Source organism: Curtobacterium sp. MCPF17_021 (genome assembly GCF_003234605.2).
Lineage (GTDB): Bacteria > Actinomycetota > Actinomycetes > Actinomycetales > Microbacteriaceae > Curtobacterium > Curtobacterium flaccumfaciens.
In genome coordinates this window covers 1,399,225-1,420,907 of the sequence record NZ_CP126252.1, presented here as the reverse complement: position 1 = coordinate 1,420,907, position 21,683 = coordinate 1,399,225, and the positions used below count along the sequence as shown (strand labels likewise).

Annotated in this window: 20 protein-coding genes; 8 read left to right on the top strand and 12 right to left on the bottom strand. The window is 69.9% G+C overall.

Features of this window, described 5'->3' with window-relative positions:
* The first annotated feature begins 1 nt into the window (after position 1).
* Complete coding sequence (locus tag DEJ29_RS06780; RefSeq protein WP_111095089.1) at positions 2 to 1,975, top strand: hypothetical protein; 1,974 nt, start codon at positions 2 to 4, stop codon at positions 1,973 to 1,975.
* Between the two features lie 102 nt (positions 1,976 to 2,077).
* On the opposite strand, the gene DEJ29_RS06775 is transcribed toward DEJ29_RS06780, so the two are convergent.
* Complete coding sequence (locus DEJ29_RS06775) at positions 2,078 to 3,010, bottom strand: NADP-dependent oxidoreductase (protein WP_111095090.1); 933 nt, start codon at positions 3,008 to 3,010, stop codon at positions 2,078 to 2,080.
* 139 nt (positions 3,011 to 3,149) lie between these two features.
* Between DEJ29_RS06775 and DEJ29_RS06770 the strand changes: the two genes are divergently transcribed.
* The 6 genes from DEJ29_RS06770 to DEJ29_RS06745 all read left to right on the top strand — a co-directional run bounded on the left by DEJ29_RS06770 (position 3,150) and on the right by DEJ29_RS06745 (position 7,381).
* Entirely contained in the window at positions 3,150 to 3,275 is a 126-nt protein-coding gene (locus tag DEJ29_RS06770) for a hypothetical protein (protein WP_258375951.1), read from the top strand.
* Between the two features lie 84 nt (positions 3,276 to 3,359).
* Positions 3,360 to 3,722, top strand: a complete 363-nt coding sequence (locus tag DEJ29_RS06765) for a hypothetical protein (protein ID WP_111095091.1) — start codon at positions 3,360 to 3,362, stop codon at positions 3,720 to 3,722.
* Positions 3,723 to 3,886: 164 nt separating this feature from the next.
* Complete coding sequence (locus DEJ29_RS06760; RefSeq protein WP_181438203.1) at positions 3,887 to 4,726, top strand: ABC transporter ATP-binding protein; 840 nt, start codon at positions 3,887 to 3,889, stop codon at positions 4,724 to 4,726.
* A complete protein-coding gene (locus DEJ29_RS06755; RefSeq protein WP_111023905.1) occupies positions 4,723 to 5,520 on the top strand; it encodes an ABC transporter permease in 798 nt (265 codons plus the stop codon). Before DEJ29_RS06760 ends, DEJ29_RS06755 begins: the two co-directional genes overlap by 4 nt.
* 29 nt (positions 5,521 to 5,549) lie before the next feature.
* Positions 5,550 to 6,752: a sensor histidine kinase gene (locus DEJ29_RS06750; RefSeq protein WP_181438204.1), complete on the top strand. Its 1,203-nt coding sequence runs from the start codon at positions 5,550 to 5,552 to the stop codon at positions 6,750 to 6,752.
* On the top strand, positions 6,749 to 7,381 hold the full coding sequence (locus DEJ29_RS06745; protein ID WP_111095094.1) for a response regulator transcription factor: 633 nt from the start codon (positions 6,749 to 6,751) through the stop codon (positions 7,379 to 7,381). Before DEJ29_RS06750 ends, DEJ29_RS06745 begins: the two co-directional genes overlap by 4 nt.
* Positions 7,382 to 7,508: 127 nt before the next feature.
* Here DEJ29_RS06745 and DEJ29_RS06740 read toward each other — a convergent pair whose 3' ends face one another.
* The 11 genes from DEJ29_RS06740 to DEJ29_RS06690 all read right to left on the bottom strand — a co-directional run bounded on the left by DEJ29_RS06740 (position 7,509) and on the right by DEJ29_RS06690 (position 18,869).
* Positions 7,509 to 8,840 carry a hypothetical protein gene (locus DEJ29_RS06740; RefSeq protein WP_111095095.1) on the bottom strand — a complete coding sequence of 444 codons (1,332 nt, stop codon included), beginning with the start codon at positions 8,838 to 8,840 and terminating at the stop codon, positions 7,509 to 7,511.
* Positions 8,837 to 9,157, bottom strand: a complete 321-nt coding sequence (locus DEJ29_RS06735) for a hypothetical protein (protein ID WP_071247159.1) — start codon at positions 9,155 to 9,157, stop codon at positions 8,837 to 8,839. Before DEJ29_RS06735 ends, DEJ29_RS06740 begins: the two co-directional genes overlap by 4 nt.
* Positions 9,154 to 10,437, bottom strand: coding sequence for a hypothetical protein (locus tag DEJ29_RS06730; protein WP_111095096.1), 1,284 nt, complete (start codon positions 10,435 to 10,437; stop codon positions 9,154 to 9,156). Before DEJ29_RS06730 ends, DEJ29_RS06735 begins: the two co-directional genes overlap by 4 nt.
* Positions 10,434 to 10,751, bottom strand: coding sequence for a DUF6507 family protein (locus DEJ29_RS06725; RefSeq protein ID WP_071247155.1), 318 nt, complete (start codon positions 10,749 to 10,751; stop codon positions 10,434 to 10,436). Before DEJ29_RS06725 ends, DEJ29_RS06730 begins: the two co-directional genes overlap by 4 nt.
* 70 nt (positions 10,752 to 10,821) lie before the next feature.
* Entirely contained in the window at positions 10,822 to 11,007 is a 186-nt protein-coding gene (locus tag DEJ29_RS06720; RefSeq protein ID WP_111095097.1) for a hypothetical protein, read from the bottom strand.
* Positions 11,008 to 11,150: 143 nt separating this feature from the next.
* Positions 11,151 to 13,265: a glycoside hydrolase family 36 protein gene (locus DEJ29_RS06715; RefSeq protein ID WP_111096097.1), complete on the bottom strand. Its 2,115-nt coding sequence runs from the start codon at positions 13,263 to 13,265 to the stop codon at positions 11,151 to 11,153.
* Positions 13,262 to 14,155 carry an ABC transporter ATP-binding protein gene (locus tag DEJ29_RS06710; protein WP_110865154.1) on the bottom strand — a complete coding sequence of 298 codons (894 nt, stop codon included), beginning with the start codon at positions 14,153 to 14,155 and terminating at the stop codon, positions 13,262 to 13,264. The genes DEJ29_RS06715 and DEJ29_RS06710 overlap by 4 nt, the downstream gene beginning before the upstream one ends.
* Positions 14,152 to 15,108: an ABC transporter ATP-binding protein gene (locus DEJ29_RS06705; protein WP_111055606.1), complete on the bottom strand. Its 957-nt coding sequence runs from the start codon at positions 15,106 to 15,108 to the stop codon at positions 14,152 to 14,154. Before DEJ29_RS06705 ends, DEJ29_RS06710 begins: the two co-directional genes overlap by 4 nt.
* The gene (locus DEJ29_RS06700; protein WP_111023919.1) at positions 15,105 to 16,145 is read right to left on the bottom strand and encodes an ABC transporter permease; all 1,041 of its coding nucleotides are present in this window, start codon (positions 16,143 to 16,145) and stop codon (positions 15,105 to 15,107) included. The genes DEJ29_RS06705 and DEJ29_RS06700 overlap by 4 nt, the downstream gene beginning before the upstream one ends.
* Before the next feature lie 14 nt (positions 16,146 to 16,159).
* Positions 16,160 to 17,149, bottom strand: a complete 990-nt coding sequence (locus DEJ29_RS06695) for an ABC transporter permease (RefSeq protein ID WP_071247140.1) — start codon at positions 17,147 to 17,149, stop codon at positions 16,160 to 16,162.
* Positions 17,150 to 17,183: 34 nt separating this feature from the next.
* On the bottom strand, positions 17,184 to 18,869 hold the full coding sequence (locus tag DEJ29_RS06690; protein WP_111055607.1) for an ABC transporter substrate-binding protein: 1,686 nt from the start codon (positions 18,867 to 18,869) through the stop codon (positions 17,184 to 17,186).
* A gap of 116 nt (positions 18,870 to 18,985) precedes the next feature.
* Between DEJ29_RS06690 and DEJ29_RS06685 the strand changes: the two genes are divergently transcribed.
* On the top strand, positions 18,986 to 21,541 hold the full coding sequence (locus DEJ29_RS06685; RefSeq protein ID WP_111096098.1) for a glycoside hydrolase family 2 protein: 2,556 nt from the start codon (positions 18,986 to 18,988) through the stop codon (positions 21,539 to 21,541).
* Positions 21,542 to 21,683: the final 142 nt, after the last annotated feature.

Genomic DNA, 21,683 nt, shown 5'->3' with positions numbered 1-21,683 from the left:
CGTGGCAACGCAGGAAGTCGCCGGGAGCGCCGGCGCGTCAGCTGCGCAGGCAGCAGTGCTCGACCACGCAGTCGGCTACCGGGCAGTGCTTCGTCTGCCAGAGGACGTCTCTGCGCTGGACTTGTCCGATGAGGAGCTGCGGCAGTGGCTGCGCTCCAAGCTTCGCTCAAAGCACCGCGGAACTCTCGAATCTGCGGACTGGGACGGCGAAGGCGACGTCCGGCTCGGGAAGAGTGCAGTTGTATCGGTCACCATCGACGACGATGCTCACGGGGCCCGGAGGCGCCTTACGCGTTTCGTCGAGACCAACGATCGTGGTACCTGGCTCATCTCGGTGTTCGCGCTGTCGTCTCGGTCGAACGGCGAGGCGGTGGTGATCGAGGCGGGCATGCTCGACGTTGAGCCGGAGCGAGCGATGCGAGATGTCGCACCTCCTCGCATCGTCAAGAACCTCCTCGCTCGGACCATCGTCCGCGACGGGGCGGCTCACCTCACATCGGCGCCGGTCCGTGTCGATGTTGATGACGTCGCAGCGCTCGTGGCCGTCATCAACGACGCAGAACGCCGAGTACCGGTGGTCGTGGCGACCTCCCTGAGCCGCGACACGGACGAGGTCTGGCAACGGACGATCGCCGACTTGACCACGATGAGCGTCGGCGTGGCGGCCACGTATGTCGTGACAGATGCCGCTGCCGTTGCTCTCGCTGCAATGCTCCCGCCGTCACATGCTGTCTCACCGGGACGGGTCCGCACCTTTGTGACGGACGTCGACTTTGCACTTCCCGCCGACGGTGCTCGACACCGTGTCCTCGGCCCGGCGACCTTTGCTCGCTCGATCCGTGGCGGCCGAGTTGCTTTGCCCCTCCAGTCTTTGCACGCGGAAGGCATCCGGAAGCACTTCCTCGGCCACGAACTCCCGAAGGACGTTCGCCGTGGAATGCGACTGCTCATCGACGCCGAAAGTCGGAGGATTCGGGACGCTCGGATCAGTACGATCGTCGCGGAGCGCGTCGAGACAACGCTCGCGACGGACGAGGCTCACGAAACGCCCTCGGCCACGGACACGGGGACGACCGCGACGACGGTCGGTTCTTCGATTGAGTCGCCAGAATCCGGTGCCTTCTCCGTCGGGCTGAAAGACCGGATCGCCCGATTCGTGCGACGGTGGCTCGGTGCTTCGAACTTGGAGCACGACCACTTCGATGCTCTGGATTCGCTCCTCGCGAAGGCTGCGGGCGAGAAGTCAGCCTACGAAGAGCTGTTCGCTGAAGCCGGTGCCCGAGAGGGTCGGCTCGCCGATCAACTTCTCGCGCTCAACGAGCGCATCGATGAGCTTGAGTTGGTCGCGGCCAGCGAAGCGCAGGATGCCCTGGACCTGAGGCGGGAGCGGGATTGGCTCCGCACTTCGATGACCAGCGAGCAGCGTGCCGAACTGGCGATCGTGCCCGATGACAGCGCCTGGGCGGATCCTGAAAGCGTGAGGGAGCTGGTTGCGCGACTGACGCCCGGTGACGAAGAACACGCGGCGATTGCAAGAGTTCAGTTCACCGGCGACGATGCTGGTCCCCTGTCTGTCGACGAGCGAGATCCCATCGGGCGCTACGCTTCCGCGCTGTGGTTGTACGTTCGCGTTCTTCACGACTACGCCGAGGCGAAGGCGGGCGGCTGGAGCGGAAACCTACACATGTATCTCACCAATGACGATGGACCAATCGGAACCCGATGCCCACGCGATCGGCACGCCTCCACGGAGAGCGATTCAGTTCTGCAGAACAAGGGCTGGCGTCAGGAACGCGTTTTCGCTATCCCCGATTCCACGGGCGCCCTGGTCCCCAGGGAGATGTTCGCGCACTTCAAACCAACCCATCGCGACACGTTCGCTCCACGCATGCACTACTTCGATGACACGGACCGGACCGGCAAGGTCTTCGTCGGCTACATCGGGCCGCACCTCACGAACACGAAAACCAACTAGCCCTCGTCCGCGTACGGCGCGCCCGCCGCAATCTCTCGCTGACGACCGAGAGCCACAGCACCAACCGGCACCGCGCCTCCCGTGCATCACCGCATCATCAACTCACCACCTGAGCACGAGCCGCCCCCGCGTCCCCCCAGCCTCCAACCGCTCATGCGCTTCCACAGCCCGAGCAGCCGGCAGCACCTCGGCGACCCGCGGAGTCAACGTCCCACTCTCCACCGCATGCCGCAGCTGCTCGAGCTTGTCGAAGGACCGGTACTCCGAGAAGACCATGATCTGCACGAACTCGATCCCCCGGTCCCCGTTGCCCTGCCACCCCCGCACGTCGAAGAACACTCCCCCGTCGCGAACGGCGTCCACGACCTCGTCGCGCTGCACGGCAGCATCGGCGAGCGCATCGACCCCGTCCGGCACGAGGTCACGGACAGCGGAGGCGAAGGAAGCACCTCGCGGCACCACGTGGTCCGGCCCGAGCGACCGGACCAGAGCCTCGTCCGCCGGAGCAGCATCCGCGATCACGGTCAGCCCGGCGGCCTTCGCCAGCTGCACCACGTAGTTCCCGAGCAGCCCAGCAGCCCCGGTCACGGCGAGCGTCTGGCCCGGCGCGAGCGAGGCGTGCGACAGGATCTGCAACGCCGTCAGCCCGTTCATCGGCACCGTGGAGGCGAGCGGAAGAGACGTCCCACGAGGAATCCGCGTGAACGACCCGACCGGCGCGACGAGCTCCTGCACGTAGGCGCCACCGTGGGCGCTGAGCGGCAGCGCCATCGCCATGACCTCGTCGCCGACCTGCCATCCGGTGACGTCGGGCCCGACCTCGTCGATGACGCCGGCGGCGTCCATCCCCGGCACGTACGGCGGCGAGGCCTGCGAGCTGTCCCGCTGCCCGGCACGCACCCCCGTGTCGGTCGGGTTCACGGCGAACGCCTGCACCCGGATCCGCACGGATCCCGCACCGGCGTGCGGCTCCGGCACCTCGTGGACGGCGAGGGCCTCGGGCCCTCCGAACTGTTCGACTCCGACAACCTGCATCCTCCCCGTCTACGCGCACGTTGCTTGACGCAACCTGACGCGAACACCCCACGGCCTGGAGGCACGGCGCCAGGTCACCACGGGCCTCCAGTCCGTCACGGGGTGACGTCCACTGCGCGTGGTGCGCCATGCTGACAGCGTGCGTTTCGACGAACTCCTCACGCAGTCCGACGGTCCCGCGATCGCCGAGGAGCTCGCCGCCCTCCGCCGACGCGCCCGGTACGTCCTCGAGGGCATCCACCAGGAGTCCCGGCAGCAGCACTGACAGTTCCGCGTCGACATCGACGAGCCCGCGCAGACCTGGACGCTCGTCCGCCAGCGCGCCAAGCCGGTCTCCTACTGCGACGGCGTGCTGCACGACCCCGACGACGGCCCGCACGAGGTGTCGTTCGCCCGGAGCATGGTCTCCGATCCCGTCGTCCGGATGGCCGTGCTCGACCTGATGCTCCGATGGGGTCGCGGCCCCGAGAGCTTCCACCCCGTCCTGGTCCAGCACATCGGCGAGCACTCGATCCTGGTGACCTCCGAGCACCGCGGGGACCCGGCGACCCGCGCGACACTGGTGATCGACGAACGCGACGGCATCGCCCGCCTCTTGTCGGAGTACGGCGAGGACACGATCATCACGAGCGTGCGGACTGCCGAGCCGGACGAAGTCCTGCCCCGCGCCCGCTTCGTGCAGCCGACGGACTGGATCCGGCCGCAGTACTGAGACGGTGACGGTTTCGGTTCACGATCCCCGACGATCGCGAACCAGAACCGTCACCGGCCGGAAACCGAACCACCTCCCCCGCCGGCACCATCCCCCGATCGGACGATGCCGAGACCACCGCCCCGGCCGATCCCCCACGGCCACCGGGCGGCGAAGCTGGACCCATGCCCGAGTCCCCCGCCATCGAGGTCCAGCACCTCGGCAAGCAGTACGCCACCGGCAAACGTGTCGTGGACGACGTCTCCTTCACGATCGAACGGGGCGAGACCTTCGCCCTCCTCGGCCCCAACGGTGCCGGCAAGTCCACGACGGTCGAGATCCTCGAGGGCTACCGCTCCCGCACCGCCGGCGAGGTCCGCGTCCTCGGCCACGACCCCGCCCGCACGAGCCGCAGCCACAACGCACGCATCGGCATCGTCCTGCAGACCAGCGCGGAGTCCCCGAACGTCACCGTCGCCGAGCAGCTGAACCACTTCGCCACGCTGTACCCGAAGCACCGCAGCTTCGAGGAGCTCCTCACCGCGACGGGGCTCGAGACGCAGCGCAACACCCGCATCAGCCGCCTTTCTGGTGGCCAGCGCCGCCGCGTCGACGTCGCCCTCGGCATCATCGGCCGCCCGGAGGTCCTGTTCCTCGATGAACCGACCACGGGCTTCGACCCCGAGGCCCGCCGGCAGTTCTGGGATCTCCTGCGCCACGTGCAGCACGAGGGCACGACGATCCTGCTCACCACGCACTACCTCGACGAAGCCGCCCAGCTCGCCGACCGGGCCGCGGTCATCGCCGACGGGAAGCTCCTCGACCTCGCACCCATCGACGAGATCGGCGGCGCCGAGGCCCGCACGCCCCGGGTCCGCTGGCGTGACGACGACGGCGGACACCACGACGAGCGCACGACCGACCCGACGGCGCTCATCCGAAGCAGCACGACGCCCATGCACGACCTCGAAGTCATCCGTCCGTCCCTCGAGGACGTCTACCTCGACATGGTGGGACAGCAGTGAAGACAGCAACCAGCCGCATCTCGTACGAGATCCGCACCTACTTCCGCGCTCCCGACGCGGTCTTCTTCACCTTCCTGTTCCCGATCATCATGCTGGCGCTGTTCTCGGTGGCGTTCTCCGGCGCCGCCGACATCCAGGCCGGCCCCGACGTCAGCGTCGACTACGCCACCTACTACCTGCCCGGCCTGGTCGCGACGGGCATCCTGCTCTCCGGCACGCAGTCCCTGGGCGTCGACATCGCCACGGAGCGCAGCGACGGCACGCTGAAGCGTCTCGGCGGCACACCGCTCCCGGTCCTGTCGTACTTCGTCGGCAAGATCGGCATGGTCCTCGTCACCACGCTCGTGCAGACCGCGCTGCTGCTGGCGATCGCGAGCCTGGTGTTCGGCGTCGACCTGCCGACCGACGCGAGCAACTGGGGTGTCTTCGCCGGCGTGATGGTCCTCGGCATCGCCACCAGCTGCGTCCTCGGCATCGCGGTCTCGGCACTCCCCCGCGAGGGCCGGCGCGCCACCGCCACCATCGTCCCGATCGTGCTGGTGCTGCAGTTCATCTCCGGCGTCTACCTGCCCTTCACGCAGCTCCCCACCTGGTTGCAGGACGTCGCCTCCGTCTTCCCCCTGCGCTGGATGGCGTCCGGCATGCGGTCCGTCTTCCTGCCCGGTGCGTTCGAGTCGGGTGAGCCGGGAGGCGCGTGGCACCTCGGCCTCGGAGCCCTCGTGTTGGCAGCGTGGCTGGTCCTGGGCACGGTGGCCTGCCTGCTGACGTTCCGGTGGAACCGCAAGGACGCCTGATGGCGCCCCGCTGGTGGGATGCTGGGCACATGAACGGCGAGACGTGGATGCGCAACCGGTGGTTGCACGTCTTCTTCGCGGGCACGATGCTCCTCACCGCCGTGATCACCGTGTTCGGCTGGTCCCCGTGGTCGATGCGCTGGCCCGCGTACACCGCGGTCGTGGTGCTCGTCGTCGCCTACGCCGTGTTCGGCCACCGCGGCTACGACAGCCCCCGTGCCGCCGCGGCCTTCCTGCCGCTGGTCCTCGTCGCGGCCCCGGTGCTGCCCGCCGTCGTGCCGAGCACCGCGTTCGTGCAGTGCATCGCGTTCCCCCTCGTCTGGGTGCAGTCCGAACGGGTCCGGACCGCCGTCCTGCTCTCGGTCGCGGTCGGCGTCGCGAGCGGCATCGGCCTGCAGGTCTCCGGCGGCCCGGACGCCCTCGTCAGCACCGTGCTCATCGAGGGCATCAGCGTCATCGGTGCCTGCGCGATGGGCGTGTGGATCTCGAGCGTCGCCGGCCTGTCCGAGGAGCGCCGCCAGCTCCTCGACGAACTCCGCGCCACCCAGCAGTCCCTGGCGAATGCCCACCGCAGCGCCGGCGTCGCGAGCGAACGGGAGCGCCTGGCCCGCGAGATCCACGACACCGTCGCGCAGAACCTCGCCGGCATCGTCATGCTCACCGAACGTGCCCGCAAGGACCTGGCGAACGACCGCGCCGATGCCCTCGACGAACGGCTGGCGGTCCTCGAGGAGTCGGCACGAGCGGCGCTCGAGGACTCCCGCGCCCTCATCGCCGCCGGGGTCGCCGGTGCCACGAGCGGCAGCCTCGCCGGGGCCCTGCACCGCCTCGCCGAGCGGTACACCCGTGAGACCGGCACACCGGTGACGGTCGACGCGACCGACGGCCCGCTCGACCGCGACGCCCAGGTCGTGCTGCTCCGGGTCGTCCAGGAGTCCCTCGCGAACATCCGTGCCCACGCCGATGCCAGCTCGGTCCGCATCGTCCTGCAGCACGCGCCCGAACGGGTCGGCGTCCGTGTGACCGACGACGGCGTCGGGTTCGACACCGGCGTTCCGACGGCCGGGCACGGTCTCCGGGGCCTCCACGAACGGTTGGTGCTCTCCGGCGGTGCCTGCGCCATCACGAGCAGCCCGGGCGGCGGCACCGTCGTCGACGCGAGCCTGCCCACCGGACCCGAGCCGAGCCTCCCGGCCGTCGATCGTCACCCCGTGGCAGAGGTGACCCGGTGATCCGCGTCGTGGTCGCCGACGACCACCCGATCGTCCGGTCGGGCATCGTCGCGCTGTTGCAGGACGCCGACGACATCGACGTGGTGGGGCAGGCCAGCGACGGCCGTGCAGCGGTGTCGGTCGTGCTGGCCGAGCGCCCCGACGTCGTGCTGATGGACCTCAGGATGCCCGAGCTCGACGGGGATGCGGCGACGGCGGAGATCCTCGCGGCGGAACCGGGTGTCCGTGTCCTGATCCTGACGACGTACGAGTCCGACGACCAGATCCTGTCGGCGATCGAGGCCGGGGCCACCGGCTACCTGCTCAAAGCGGCCCCGGAGTCCGAGATCCTCGCCGGCGTCCGGGCGACCGCGCGCGGCGAGACGGCGCTCGCTCCTTCCGCGGCCGCAGCGCTCGTCCGTCGAGCGACGGGCACGCTCCCCGCCGCGGCCGGCCCGTCGCTGACCCCGCGCGAGCTCGACGTCCTGCGCCTCGTCGCCCAGGGCAACAGCAACCCGGCGATCGGCCGGGCGCTGTTCCTCAGCGAGGCCACGGTGAAGACCCACCTCGGCCACGTCTTCGAGAAGCTCGGCGTGAACGACCGCACCCGCGCCGTGACCCGGGCGATGGAGCTCGGTCTGCTCCGCTGACACCTCGTCGACCTATTTTCGAATAGTCGACTACGGGATCGAGGAACGCGCCTCCGGAACGAGAGGAACCTCACCGCAGTCATCGCTCTTGACGAAGCAGAGTTCGAATGGCATGGATCCGCCCGGACTACTGAGCGTTCGACCCGTCCGGCGCGCTGAAGACCGCCAGCACGGATCGGAGGACGGACCCGGACGGCATCGGCTCCAGACGCACCCGTCCGTCGTCCAGCACATCGCGGCGGAACCATCCAGCAGCACCGGCAGCGATGACGTCCAGCCCGTACGGCGTCCGGTCTCCCCACAGACGGAGGCGGATCCAGACGGGCTCACGCCACAGGCGATCTGCGACGAACCCGGAGATCGGGGCGGCACCGTCGGGCATCCCGATTGACGCGATCCGTGCGTCGACGACCTGCGCCGGCAGGACGAGTTCGTCGTCGCTGGCGATCGCCCAGGCCGGCGATACCCGCGCCCAGGCGAGCAGGTGCCCGACGGCGCGGCCCGCGGGCACCACGTCGTACTGCGCGATGGTGTCGTCACGCAGCCGGTCGTCGACCAGGTCGGCGACGTTGCCTCGTGCGCGCACCAGCGCGGTGTCGCCGCCGAGCCACATGCTCCACTCGACCGAGCGACCAGCGTGGTCCGCCGCGGCTCCGTACCGGTAGCCGGGTCGTTCGAGCAGGTTCGCGATCCGCTGCCCGTCGCCGGCGAGCGCACCGAGCGCGCCGGTGAGACCTGCCTCGGCGAGTTCGACGCCCTCGGGCGACCGACGCTTCCCGCGCGAGATGATGCCCCGGCCCCGTAGCGACCACAGGTGCTGGAGCGCTTCGTCGCTGAGCATCCAGCGGCCCACCGGGCGGGGCTGGGCGAGGACGACACCGTCGAGGGCTTCGAGTGTCGCGCCGATCCGGTCCGATGCGCCCGGATCGATCCGTGGCGACGCCGACGGGCTGTCCTCGGGGACGTCGGAGTGGTCGATGCGTCCGGTCGACGGGTCGTCGTCGTCCGTCCCGGTGTCGGCGATCGATGCCGCTGCCAGCACACTCCGGAAGAACGGGACGAAGTCGATGAACTCCTCGACCGCACAGCTGCCGGTGACGTGCACCTGGTGTCGACCGATCACGGCGATCCACTGGCGCACCAGCACCGTGGTGTGCTCCGCTTCGTAACCCCACTCGACGGTCCGGGACGGCACGCCGAGCACGTCGTCGAGGTCGTTCGGTTCGACCGCGAACACCTGTGCGCGAGGCTGCAGCGCGAGGATCGACGCGATCGCGTTCGACGACACCACGTGCAGTGGCGCCTCGGCGAGCGCCGTGGTCAGCACGATGTTGGGGCGGAACCTCGCCTCGGGGACCTCGGGCGCGGCGAGGACGACGACGTTGTCGGACGACTCGATCCGTTCCCAGTTCGAGGGCAGCGGCAGGCTCATCGGTCCGACCTCGGTCGGGGCGCTCACCGTTCACGCTCCACTCGGTACCAACGGGGCTGGAGCCGTCGCGGAACGCCGGACAGCAGGATCCACAGGCCGAGCGCACCGGTCACGGCGGCGGCGACAGCGAACACGAAGGAGAACCCGAAGACCGGCGTCCGGATGAAGCTCGCCGCGAGTCCCATCGACAGCACCGCGAGTCCCAACCAGAACCACCCGAAGACGACGTTCTGGTGGAGCCGACCGATCCACGAACGCCAGACGCCGGCGTAGGCCAGCGCTCCGAGGCCGCCGAAGAGGAGCCCGATGGCGAACAGCACGACGACGAACCCGAGCGGGGTCATCCGAACACCTTCTTCCACGTGTCTCGCACCCATCGCTGGGCTTCGGACCCATCGTAGAAGTTCTCCTTGCCCCAGGTGCCGAGTGCTTCGCCCGCTTCGCCGCCCGCCCAACCTCCGGCAGCACCGCCGACGACCCCGCCGACGGCTCCACCGAGTGCGCCGACACCGATCGTCCCGATGACCGGCAGGACGACCGTGCCCCCGCCCGCTCCCGCTGCCGCACCGGCAGCGGCACCGACCGATGCGCCGACGGACGCTCCGATGGTTCCGAGGATGACCGAGGGCCCGCCGACGATGACGACGTTCTCGAGGCTGCTCTCGATGCGCTGTGAGGTCGACCACTCCGGGTGTTCTTCCTCGTCCTCGACCCACTGCTCCTGGCCGGCGGAGTAGAGGGTGAGCGCGGCGCCACCGATGCCGAGCGCTTTCCCGAGGTGCTTCGCCCAGGTCGGGAGCGCTCCGCGCGACACCTCGGGATCGGTGACGACCGTGCTGTGACTCGACGTCGGTCCGGTGAGCCGGAGTTCGGGCGGCGTCGGAGGATGCGGCGACAGCACACCGCTCGGCGTCTTCCAGTACTTGACGCCGTTCTCCATCTCGTCCCACATGGGGATCGTCAGCTGCACGTTGATCGACGATTCCGGCACGATGTGGATGCGTCGCCACCGCTCGAGCGCGCCCTCCGCGACCGACGATCCGACACCGACACCGGTGCCGACGACACCCGATCCGCCGACGACTTCGACGAAGGACTGCACGGCGGTCTTGCTGTACTTCTCGAGCCGACCGAGTGCGTCGGCGCAGTCCTGGTCGGCCTGCTGCGCGTTCGCGTTGAAGGTCGCGATGAGCTCTCGGACGTGACTCGACGACGTCGCGGGATCAGGGCCGGGGGTCGGGGACGGTGTGGGTTCCGCGGTGTTCGAATCGGGCTGCTGCGCCACTTGCCGCTCCGCCTCGTTGGCATCGGCGATGTCCGTGAGGATCGAGGCCCGTCGGGTCTGCAGCCCGGACACGGTCGACGCGTAGGTCTGCAACGCCGTCGCCGCGAAGTCCGCGTTCTGCTTGATCATCTCGGCGATGAGTGCAGGGTTGTTCATCGCGTCGAGCACGATGTCACGTTCGGGCGTCTGGTAGACGTCGGCGGCGGCGAGTCCCTTCCACTCGGTCGACACCGCCTCGACCCGCGCGACGACGTGTGATCCGAAGGTACCGAGCGCTGTGGCCGCCGATTCGAGTGCAGCAGGGTCGGGCAGTTCCTGCAGGTCGCTCGTGGAGATCACTGCGGGATACCGTTCTCGTAGGTCGCCGCCATCTGCTCGTCGCCGGCCTCGTAGGCGCCGATGGCTTGTCGCGTGGCACTGATCGCCCGCTCGATGTGCTGCTGGGCGGCGAGCAGGTCGATCTCGAACGGGTTCGACTGGATCGACGCGAGCTTCGCCGCGGTCGAGGGCCCGTGTCCGCCGAGCGCCGCGAGGGCGTCGCTCAAGGCCGACACGAGGTCCGTCTCGAGGGTCGGGAACTCCTGGGTCTCCCCTTCCGCGTTGTCGATGGCACCGCGCGCGGGTCCCGGGTCGATTCGCCAACCATCAGTCACGTTCTGCTCCCCCTGTCGTGATGCCCGTCCACGATAACGAGTCCGGCGCGCGCGGGCGAGCTTCTGTCGCTCACCGCTGGTCGAGCACGTCGCGGTACCAGCGGGGTGTCATCCACCGTGGCACCCCGAGCACGAAGAGGAAGACCGACGTGACGATGAGGACGAACGCGAGCACGATGGCGACCGCTGTCACGACGAACAGCCTGGTCTCCAGCAGTGCGGCGAACGTCGCCAGGAGCATCCCGCCGACGTGCACGAGCGGGGATCCCGTCCTGCGCCCCCCCCCCCCCCCCCCCCGCCGTGGACGCGACCACCGACGAAACGCGAGGCACGGTGCCTGCCCGCACCGTGCCTCCCGTCCGCTCCAGCACGCGCCCTGCCATCGCGACGCGCGCCCGCTCAGGCCCCCGCGTCCGCCTCCTGCGACCGGACGCGGAGCACCCGCGCTGTGGGGGTCGATCCACCGTTCGCGACCTCGAGCGAGCCCGAAGCGGCGTCCCACGCCACGGACCACGACCCGAGTGCCGTCGGGAACAGCGGCTCGACGACCACCGCCTGCCCGGCGAACGCCGGCAACGGCAACGACACCGACGCTGACGCCGACGCACCGGGCAGCGACCACACCGACAGGTACAGGTCGCCCGAGGCGGCGTGCAGACCGAGTGCGGTCCAGGGGTCCTCCCAGGCGGGCAGCCCGAGGGGCCAGACCGGGACGGACGCCTCGACGACGTCCAGGATCTGCCGGTGTGCCGCGACAGCGTCACCGACCACCGCCCGCTGCGACGACGACATCTCGTTCAGGTACCCGGACAGGTACATCCGCCCGAGCACCCCGTTCACGAGCGACAGCGTGAACAGCTCCGGGTCCATCGTCGGCGCCGGGTACGCCCAGTTCCCCGCCTGTTCGGGCAGCATCGCAGCGGGAGCGGCGGCGGCGATCGTGGCGGACAACACCGGGTCCTGCTGGTCCGACGTCGACTGCATGTGCAGGCGGGACAGCATGGCCCAGTCGGCGCGCATCGCTCCCGAGGCGCAGTTCTCGATGAGCAGTGCCGGGTACCGCTCCTGCACCGCGTCGAGCCAGTCGAGCAGCGCACGCTCGTGGTCGAGCATCCCGGCGAACGACCCGGTCATCGTGTTGTTGTCCATCTTGAAGAACGTCACCCCGAGCTCTCCGACGAGCCGGTCGACCACCGAGTCGAGGTGTGCGCGGGCCTCCGGCGAGCGCAGGTCGAGCAGGTGCCGCCCGTGCTCCGCGACCCGGACCCCGTGGTGCTCGACGAACGCGGACGACGGCAGGGTCGAAGCCAGCGGCGAGTGGATGCCGATGACCTCGGGTTCGAGCCAGAGGCCGGCCTGCATGCCGCGCGCACGGATGTGGTCGATGACGGCCCCGAGCCCCGTCGGGAACCGCGACGCCGCTTCCTCCCACGCTCCGACGGTGTCCCACCAGTGCCCCTCGGCGTACCAGCCGGCGTCGATGCAGAACAGGTCCGCTCCGGCGTCGGCGGCCGCGTCGATCAGCGGCAGGAGCTTCTCGGTGGTCGGGTCGCCCATGAGCGTGTTCATGTAGTCGTTGAACACCAGGGGCAGGGCACGGTCGGCCTCCCGCACGTGCCGGAACGCCCGACGCTGCCGGGTGAGCACCCCGAAGGCGTCGTCGATCGACCCGGCGATGCCGACGGACACCGGCACCGAGGTGAACGGCTGCTCCGGCGTGACGACGGTGGTCCACTGGTGTTCCTGGTCGGTGGGGCCGCTGAGCAGCACGTACGCGTGCCGCCGGGTCTCGCCGAGCTCGTACAGCCACGGCCCGTTGTGCTCGACCTGCCAGACGAGTGCGTACGGAAGCGACACAGCGCCCTCCGCCCGCAGCACCCCGATCGGCAGCGCCTCACCGGTCGACCACGAGCCGCGGTTCTGCACGACGGCGCGGCTGCGGGGCGGGTGGTGCTGGGCCTCCCGGTCGATGCGCGCGAGCCCGATCGATCGCAGCGGATCGGTCCGCCACCGGCTCTCCGCTGCCCAGTCGTTGTCGGCGTGCACGAGGGAGAGCTCGTCGACGGTGGCGCCCGAGTCGGTCAGGAACGCCCCGGTCGCGAACGACGACACGGAGTCGATGACGTGCTCACCGTGCTCGGCCGACACCTCGGTCCACGTCTGGAACGCGGGCACGCCGGCGCGCGCCCGGAACACCGACTCGGCCTGGAGGCCCGTGGCCGCGTCCGCCTGCACGATCCGGAACCACAGGTCGGTCCCGTCGTCGTGCACGTGGTGCGACACGGGGCGCAGTCGAGCCCCGATCGTGGAGTCCACGTGCCGGAACCCACCCGGGAACCGCCCGTGCCCGATCGTCGTCAGCTCGACGAGCGGCTGCGGGTCGTCCGGCCCGTCGGCGAGCACTCCGCCGCTCGGCACGAACGACACGAGCGCCGCGGGCTGGTCCGCACCGACCCGGAACCGTGCCGCGAACCCGTCGGTGACCCAGTCGACGAACGTCGACCCGTCGCTCATCGCGCCCCGACCGGTGCGGGCTCGCTCGACACCCAGTCCCCGACCGTGTGGTCGTAGCAGGTGGTGTTGTCGATCTTCGTCCGGTCGAGCGGCGGCCCCGCGGTGATCCGGCGCTCGATGCGCTCCGGGTCGGGGGCGGCCTCGGCGAGCAGCCGGGTGTAGTCGTGGTGCGGGTCGAGGATGACGGCGTCCGACGGACCCCGCTCGACGACCCGGCCGCGGTAGAGCACGAGGATCTCGTCGGAGAAGTGCCGCGCGGTCGCCAGGTCGTGCGTGATGTAGAGCACGGCGAGCTCGTCCTCGCGCTGCAGCCGACCGAGCAGGTTGAGCACGCTCAGGCGGATCGAGACGTCGAGCATCGACACGGGTTCGTCGGCGATGAGCACCTGCGCGCCCGGGGCGAGTGCGCGGGCGATGGCGACGCGCTGCCGCTGCCCGCCGGAGAGCTCGTGCGGCCGCCGCGACGCGAAGTCCTCGTCGAGGTTCACCCGGCCGAGCAGTTCCCGCACCTTGTCGGCGGTCTCGTCGGCGCCGCGGGCCCGGTGGTGCAGCTGCAGCGGCCGGGCGATGTGGTGCTCGATCGAGTGGAACGGGTTGAGCGAGGCGAACGGGTCCTGGAACACCATCTGCACGTGCCGCCGGTACATGCTGCCCTCGACGGGGGTGCCGTCCTCGAGCCGCACGTCGATCGAGCCGCGCGTCCGGGTCTCGAGCTTGGCGAGCATCCGCGCGATGGTGGACTTGCCCGAGCCGGACTCCCCCACGAGCGCGACGGTCCGGCCGGGCAGCAGGTCGAACGACACGTCGTCGACGGCCCGCAGGGTGGTGCGCTTCAGGCCCTTGCGGGTGTGGAAGTCCTTGCCGAGGTGGCTGACGGTCACACTGGTCATCGGTCCGTCTCCTGTGCTGCCTGGACCACGACGGCCCGGGTGTCGGTCTCGGGTTCGGCGCCGTCCTCGACCCCGGTGCGGATGAACGCGCCGCGGGCTCCGGACAGGCTCGGGAACGACTGCAGCAGCTTCCGCGTGTACGGGTGCTGCGGGTCGTGCTGGATCACGCTGGCTCGGTCGCACTCGACGACCTCGCCGCGGAGCATGATCGCGATCCGGTCGCTGATCTCGAGCAGCAGTGGCAGGTCGTGCGTGATGAACACGACGGCGAACCCGAGCTCGTCCCGCAGTCGGACGATCTCGCGCAGGATCTCCCGCTGCACCACGACGTCGAGCGCGGTGGTCGGCTCGTCCATGATCATGATCTGCGGTTCGAGCAGCATGGCCATCGCGATCATCACGCGCTGCCGCATGCCGCCCGAGAGCTCGTGCGGGTACGCGGTGATGCGGGACGGGTCCACGCCGACGCGGCGCAGGGCGTCCTCGGCGATCGCCCGACGTTCCTTGCGCGGCAGGCCCTTGCGGTGTTCGACCAGGGCATCGTCGAGCTGGGCGCGGATCGTGGTGACCGGGTTGAGCGCGTTCATCGCTCCCTGGAACACCATCGACAGCTTCGACCACCGCACTGCCCGGAGCTGCTCGTGCGGCAGGCCGAGCAGGTCGACGTCGGTGCCGTCCCGGTCGTGGAACGTGATGCTGCCCGATGTGACCTTCGCCGGCGGCCGGTGCAGCCGGGTGATGGCGTACGCCAGGGTCGTCTTGCCGCAGCCCGACTCCCCCGCGAGCCCGAGGATCTCGCCGGGTGCCAGGGTGAGCGAGACGTCCTTGACGGCGTGCACGGGGTGCTCGGTCTCGTAGACGACGTCGAGGTGGTCGATGGTCAGCACGGCCGGCCGGCGGCCGTCGCCCGTGACGTCGGAGGTGACCGGTCGTGCGGTGTCGGTGGCGCTCATCGGGCGACCCCCTTCGTGTCGTGACCGGCGGTGGCGACGCGGGCCGGGCCTCCCGAGCGGGCCGCACGCTTCGCACGACGGTCGCGCCGTCGCTGCGCACGCACGTTCGCGAGTCGCGGGTTGATGACCTCGTCGATCGAGAAGTTCACCAGGGACAGGCCCATGCCGAGCAGGGCGATGAGCAGGCCCGGCGGCACGAACCACCACCAGGCGCCGTTCGCCAGCGCGAAGCCGTTCTGGGCGTAGAAGAGCATGGTGCCGAGCGTCGAGGAGTTCGACGCCCCGAGCCCGAGGAACGACAGCCCCGCCTCCCCGAGGATCGCGGCGATCACCGCGAACACGAACTGCGACGCGAGCACCGGCAGCAGGTTCGGCAGGATCTCGACGGCGATGACCCGCCAGGGCCGTTCGCCGGCGACCCGGGCGGCGGACACGTAGTCGCGGTTGCGGATCGACATCGTCTGCGCCCGCAGCACCCGGGCGGACCCGGCCCACGACGTGATCGCCAGGACGACCGCGATGGTCCAGAGCCCTCGGGCCTCACGCGGCACCAGGCCGGAGATGACGATGACGAGCGGCAGGCCGGGGATGACGAGGAACACGTTCGAGAACAGCGAGAACGCCTCGTCCATGATCCCGCCCAGGTAGGCGCCGAGGATGCCGAAGAACGCGGACAGCACCGTGGCGAGGACGCCGACGATGAGCCCGATCTGCAGGCTGCCCCGGGTGGCGAAGGCGAGCTGGGCCAGGACGTCCTGACCGGTCTGGGTGGTGCCGAGGACGTTCGAGCCGCTCGGTCCCTGCAGCCCGGTGTCGCGGATGGTGGTCGGGTCGCCGACGAGCAGCGGTCCGATCACCCCGAACAGTGTGACGCCGGCGACGAGCGCGATGCCCGTGACGAGCCACGGCGTGAGCGTCGGGAGGAACCTGCGGATGCCGCCCTTCGACGCGCGCCGGGTGGCGATCGACGTGGTGCTGTCGGCCTCCTCGGTCAGTGCGCCGATGGTGGGCTCGGTCTCCTGCTGGATGTTGGTCATGGTCGTCTCCTCCCCTAGCTCCGGGCCCGCGTGCGCGGGTCGATCAGTCCGTACAGCAGGTCGACGACGAGGTTCGCGCCGAGGACCGCCAGGGTGATGAACAGGAAGATGCCCTGCATGAGCGCGTAGTCGTTGTTCGTCACCGCGGACAGCAGCTTCGACCCGATGCCCGGGTACGAGAACACCTGCTCGGTGACGACGGAGCCGGACACGATGAACCCGAGGGAGATCGCGAACCCGGCGACGGACGGCAGCACGGCGTTCCGGGCGGCGTAGTTCCGCAGGATCTTGCCGTCGGACAGGCCCTTCGCCTGCGCGGTGGTGATGTAGTCCTCGGACAGCGTCGACACCATCATGTTGCGCATGCCGAGCAGCCAGCCGCCGAGCGACGCGAGCACGATCGTCACCGCCGGCAGCACTCCGTACTGCACCGCCGAGACGATGAAGTCCCAGTTGAACCCGGGCGTCAGGATGACGTCGTAGCCGCCCTGCGCCGGGAACAGGTGGAGCCCGGTGGCGAAGAAGTACACCAGGATCAGCGCGAGCCAGAAGTACGGCACCGCGGCGAGCAGGGTGGTGGCCGGCACGAACGAGTCGAGCCAGGTGCCGGGCCGCCACCCGACGAAGGCCCCGAGGCCGACGCCGATGATCGCGGCCACGATGGTGGCGATCCCGACCAGGGCGATGGTCCACGGCAGCGAACTGCCGATCACCTCGGTGACGGGTGCCGGGAAGTAACTGACGGACACGCCGAGGTCACCGCGGAACACGTTGACCAGGTAGTGGCCGTACTGGGAGATGAGCGGCTCCGAGGAATCGCCACCGAGGAGCAGCTCGTACGCCTCCCGGGTCGCCGGGGTCACCTGCCCGCCGCGCTGCTGGAGCTTGGCGAGCAGGATGTCCACCGGGTTGCCGGGTAGGAGCCTGGGGATGATGAAGTTCAGCGTCAGGGCCGCCCACAGTGCGACGACGTAGAAGCCGATCTTGCGCAGGAAGTAGGTCATCGTCGAGTGCCCCTCGGTCGCGATCCCATCGGTGTCAGCCCTTCGCCGGCTTGAGCGCCTTGAAGATCTCGGCGTTGTCCGGGCTCGCCCAGACCGCCGGGAACGCGTACAGGTCGTCCTCCGTCGGCCAGCCGGTGAACTTCGCCGCGTGGAACTCGCTCGTCGTGCCGCCGGTCATCACGGGGATGTAGGGCAGGTCCTCGACGATGTGCTCCTGGATCGTGTCGAGCTCGGGCTGGGTCGCCGCGGTGTCCTCGGGGTTGATCGTGGCGAGCTTCGCGATGGCCTTGTCGACGTCGGGGTTGCTGTACCGCGAGATGTTCATCGGGGCCGCTTCACCGACCTTCGCGGTGTTGGCCGTCGTGAAGTAGTTGTTGTACAGGTAGTACGGGTTCGCCGTCGGGCCCTGGCCGAGCGAGTCGATCGCGAGCTCGAAGTTGCCCTTGGTCTTCTTGTCGGTCCACTCGTTCCACGACGACTGCTGCGCCTTGAGCTCGATGCCCGCGGCCTTGAGCTGCTGCGTCATCGTGTCGATCGCGGTGATGTAGTCGGTCCACCCGGTGACGACCTCGACCGTCAGGGACAGCTTCTTGCCGTCCTTGGCGTAGATGCCGTCGGAGCCCTTCTTCCACCCGGCGTCCTCGAGGGTCGAGGCGGCCGCATCGGTGTCGGCGGTCTCCGGCATCACGGCGGGCTCGATGTCCTTCGAGATGGTGTCCTTCTGCGTCGTGGTGAGCGCGAAGGTCGGCGAGATCTCGCTCGCGGTGTTCTCGAACGCCAGCGAGTTGAGCTGCTTGCGGTTGATGGCATCGGCGATCGCGTGGCGGACGGCCGGGTCGGTCTGCGGGCCGGCGCAGCCCAGGTCGGTGTTCGCGCAGGTCAGCAGGGCCATCTGGTTCTGGCCGACGGTGATGCCGTCGTAGCCGTTGTAGTTCGCGGGGATGTCGTCCATGTTCGGCACCGGGCCGGTCTGCCAGTCGATCGACCCCTGCTTCAGTGCGTCGGCGCCGGCGGTGTTGCCGGAGAGCGACAGGTAGCGGATGGTCTTCACGGCCGGGGCGCCGTCCCAGTACTTCTTGTTCGCCTCGAGGGTGAACGCCTGCGCCTTGAAGGTGCCGAGCGTGTACGGGCCGGTGCCGACGGGCTCGCGCACGACGTCGGTGGTCGGGTCGATGTCCTTCCACAGGTGCTCGGGCACGATCCAGGTCTTGCCGAGCAGGTTCGGGCCGAGCACGAACGACGGCTTGTCGAACGAGACGACCACCTTGTCGTCGCCGTCGGCCTTCGCGGTGCCGTCGTAGCCGATCGAGTTCAGGGCCTTCTGCTTCTTGAGCATGTCGAGCGTGAACACGACGTCCTTCGAGGTGAAGGGCTCGCCGTCGCTCCAGGTGGCTCCGTCGCGCAGCGTGATGGTGAGCTGCGTGCCGTCGTCGTTCCACTCGTAGGACTTGCCGAGCAGCGGCTTCGGGTCCTTCGTGTTGACGTTGGTGATGAAGAAGAGCGACTCGTAGATCGTGCCCACGCCGCCGATGTTGGACGGCGACCACGGGTTGAAGTTGATCTGGTAGTCGCCGGACTGGCCGGTGTACGCCACCAGGGTCGAGGCAGCGGCGTCGTTCGTGCTGGCGGTGCCGCTGGAGCTGCAGCCGCTGAGCGCGAGGCCGGCTGCGAGGAGAACGGCGCCGCCGATGGCGAGCCGTGAACGGGTTGGGTTGAACATCGTTGTCCTCTCGGTCTGCGTCGTCGCAGGGTCCACGTTGTGAGCGTGATTGTTACACGCGTAAACTAAGGCGGTCAAGGGGTCGGGTCACGGCCCCGTAACGATGAGGAGACGCAATGGAGCGGACCACCCTGGACGGCACGTGGACCCTCGAGGCGGTGACCGGGCCCGAGCAGTCGGCGGAGCACCGCGAACCGGTCGAGGCACAGGTCCCCGGCTGCGTGCACACCGACCTGCTGCGGGCCGGCCGGATCCCCGACCCGTTCGACGGTGACGGCGAGGCCGCCACGCAGTGGATCGGGGACACCGTCTGGCGCTACCGCCGCACGTTCGAGTGGACCGCGCCGGACGAGACCCGCCACGACCTCGTCGCCGAGGGCCTCGACACCCTCGCCACGATCGAGCTCAACGGCATCGTCGTCGCGACCACCGCCAACCAGCACCGCTCGTACCGGTTCCCCGTCGGGCACCTGCTCCGACCGGGCACGAACGAGCTCGTCGTCACGTTCGACGCGCCCGTCCCCGCAGCCGAGCGCCTGTCCGCCCTGCACGGCGGCGAGCTGCCGCACGTCAACCACCACCCCTACAACGCACTCCGCAAGAACGCGTCGAACTTCGGGTGGGACTGGGGCGTCGACGTCGCCACGAGCGGCATCTGGAAGTCGATCGGCATCGAGTCCTGGAGCGGCGTCCGCATCGCGGCCGTCCGCCCGCTCGTCGACCTCGACGGCACCACCGGGGTGCTGACGGCCCACGTCGACGTCGAGCACGCCGGCTCCACCGGCTCCTTCTCGCAGGCCATCGGCAGCGCGCCCGTCGAGTCCGCGGACGGTTCCGCGGGCACCGGCCTGGAGGCCCGGATCACCCTGGCCCCGCACCCCGCGTCCGCAGGACACACGGTATCCGACACCGCCGGCCGGGTCGTCGGCGCACGTCCCGTCGTCGACGGCGCCGCGACCGTCCGCCTCGAGGTCCCCGACGTCGCCGTCTGGTGGCCCCGCGGCGAGGGCGACCAGCCGCTGTACGACGTCCGGGTCGAGGTCGGCGACGACGTCTGGACCGGCCGCGTCGGCTTCCGCACCGTCACGCTCGACACCGCCGCCGACGCCGGCGGGGCACCGTTCCTGCTCCGCGTGAACGGCCGTCCCGTCATGGTGCGCGGCGCGAACTGGATCCCCGACCACGCCTACCTGACCGAGATGACGCCCGCGCGCTACGCGGACCGGATCCAGGACGCGATCGACGCGAACATGAACCTGCTCCGCATCTGGGGCGGCGGCATCTACGAGTCCGACGACCTGTACGACCGGTGCGACGAGCTCGGCGTGCTCGTCTGGCAGGACTTCCTGTTCGCCTGCGCCGCCTACGCCGAGGAGCCCTGGCTCGCCGACGAGGTCGAGCCCGAGGTCCGCGAGGCCGTCACCCGCCTCAGCCCGCACCCGTCACTCGTGGTGTGGAACGGCAACAACGAGAACCTCGTCGCCTACGCCGAGTGGGGCTGGCGGCCGTCGCTCGTCGGCCGGACCTGGGGCAACGGCTACTACCGTTCCCTGCTGCCGTCGGTCGTCGCCGAGCTGGACCCGACCCGGCCGTACACGCCGGGCAGCCCGTTCTCGTTCGACGAGTACCTGACGCCGAACGACCAGCGGAACGGCAGCGTGCACATCTGGGACGTCTGGAACCGCCTCGACTACCGCGCCTACGCCGACTGGGAGCCGCGGTTCGTCGCCGAGTTCGGGTTCCAAGGTCCGCCGGCGTGGTCGACCCTGACCGCGGTGGTGCACGACGAGCCCCTCGACCCGGACGGCCACGAGATGCTCGTGCACCAGAAGGCCGACCGGGGCAACCGGAAGCTCGCCGACGGCATGCGCGGGCACCTGCCCGAGCCGACCTCCATCGAGGACTGGCACTTCGCCGCGCAGCTCAACCAGGCGCACGCGATCCGCTTCGGCATGGAGTGGTTCCGCTCCCGCACGCCCGACAACACCGGCATGGTCGTCTGGCAGCTCAACGACGACTGGCCGGTGGTGTCGTGGGCCCTCGTCGACCACGCCGGCATCCGGAAGCCCGTCTGGTACGCCGTCCGGCAGGCCTACCAGCCCGTGCTGCTCACCGTGCAGCCGTCGTCCGGTGCCCAGGGCGGTGACGGCGACGGCGAAGGAGGTCTGGACGTCGTCCTCGTCAACGCGTCCGGGGCGCCGGTCGCCGACGAGGTCACGGTCTCCCGCGTGGCCTTCGACGGCACCGTGCTCGAGTCGTCGTCGTTCATGCTCGCGGCCGCTCCCGCCGATGCCGACCGGGTGCCGCTGCCGTCGTCGCTCGCGGCACCGGGCGACCCCGGTTCCGAGGTCCTCGTCGTCACGGGAGCCGGCACCCGCACCGTGCACGACTTCGCCGAGGTCGTCGACCAGGCACTCGAGCCCTCGCCCCTGTCCACGGTGGTGTCGGCGACGGAGGTCGGCGCAACGGTCACCGTGACGGCGACCGCGTACGCGCGCGACGTCTCGCTGTTCCCCGATCGCGTGGATGCGTCCGCCCGCGTCGACGACGGCCTGGTGTCCCTGCTCCCCGGCGAGTCGGTGACCTTCACGGTGACGGGTGCGCCGGGCATCGCTGCACAGGAGCTCGTCCACCCGCTCGTCCTCCGCCACGCGGGTTCGCTGCTGCCCTGACTCGGGCGCCCTAGGGGGGACGGCGACGTTCCCTCGCGCCGCTGACGGTTCCGGTTCACGATCCCCCGGGTTCGCGAACCGGAACCGTCAGCCGAGCACGCCCGCACACCTCCGCTGCACCCGCAACCCGGCAGCCCGCAGC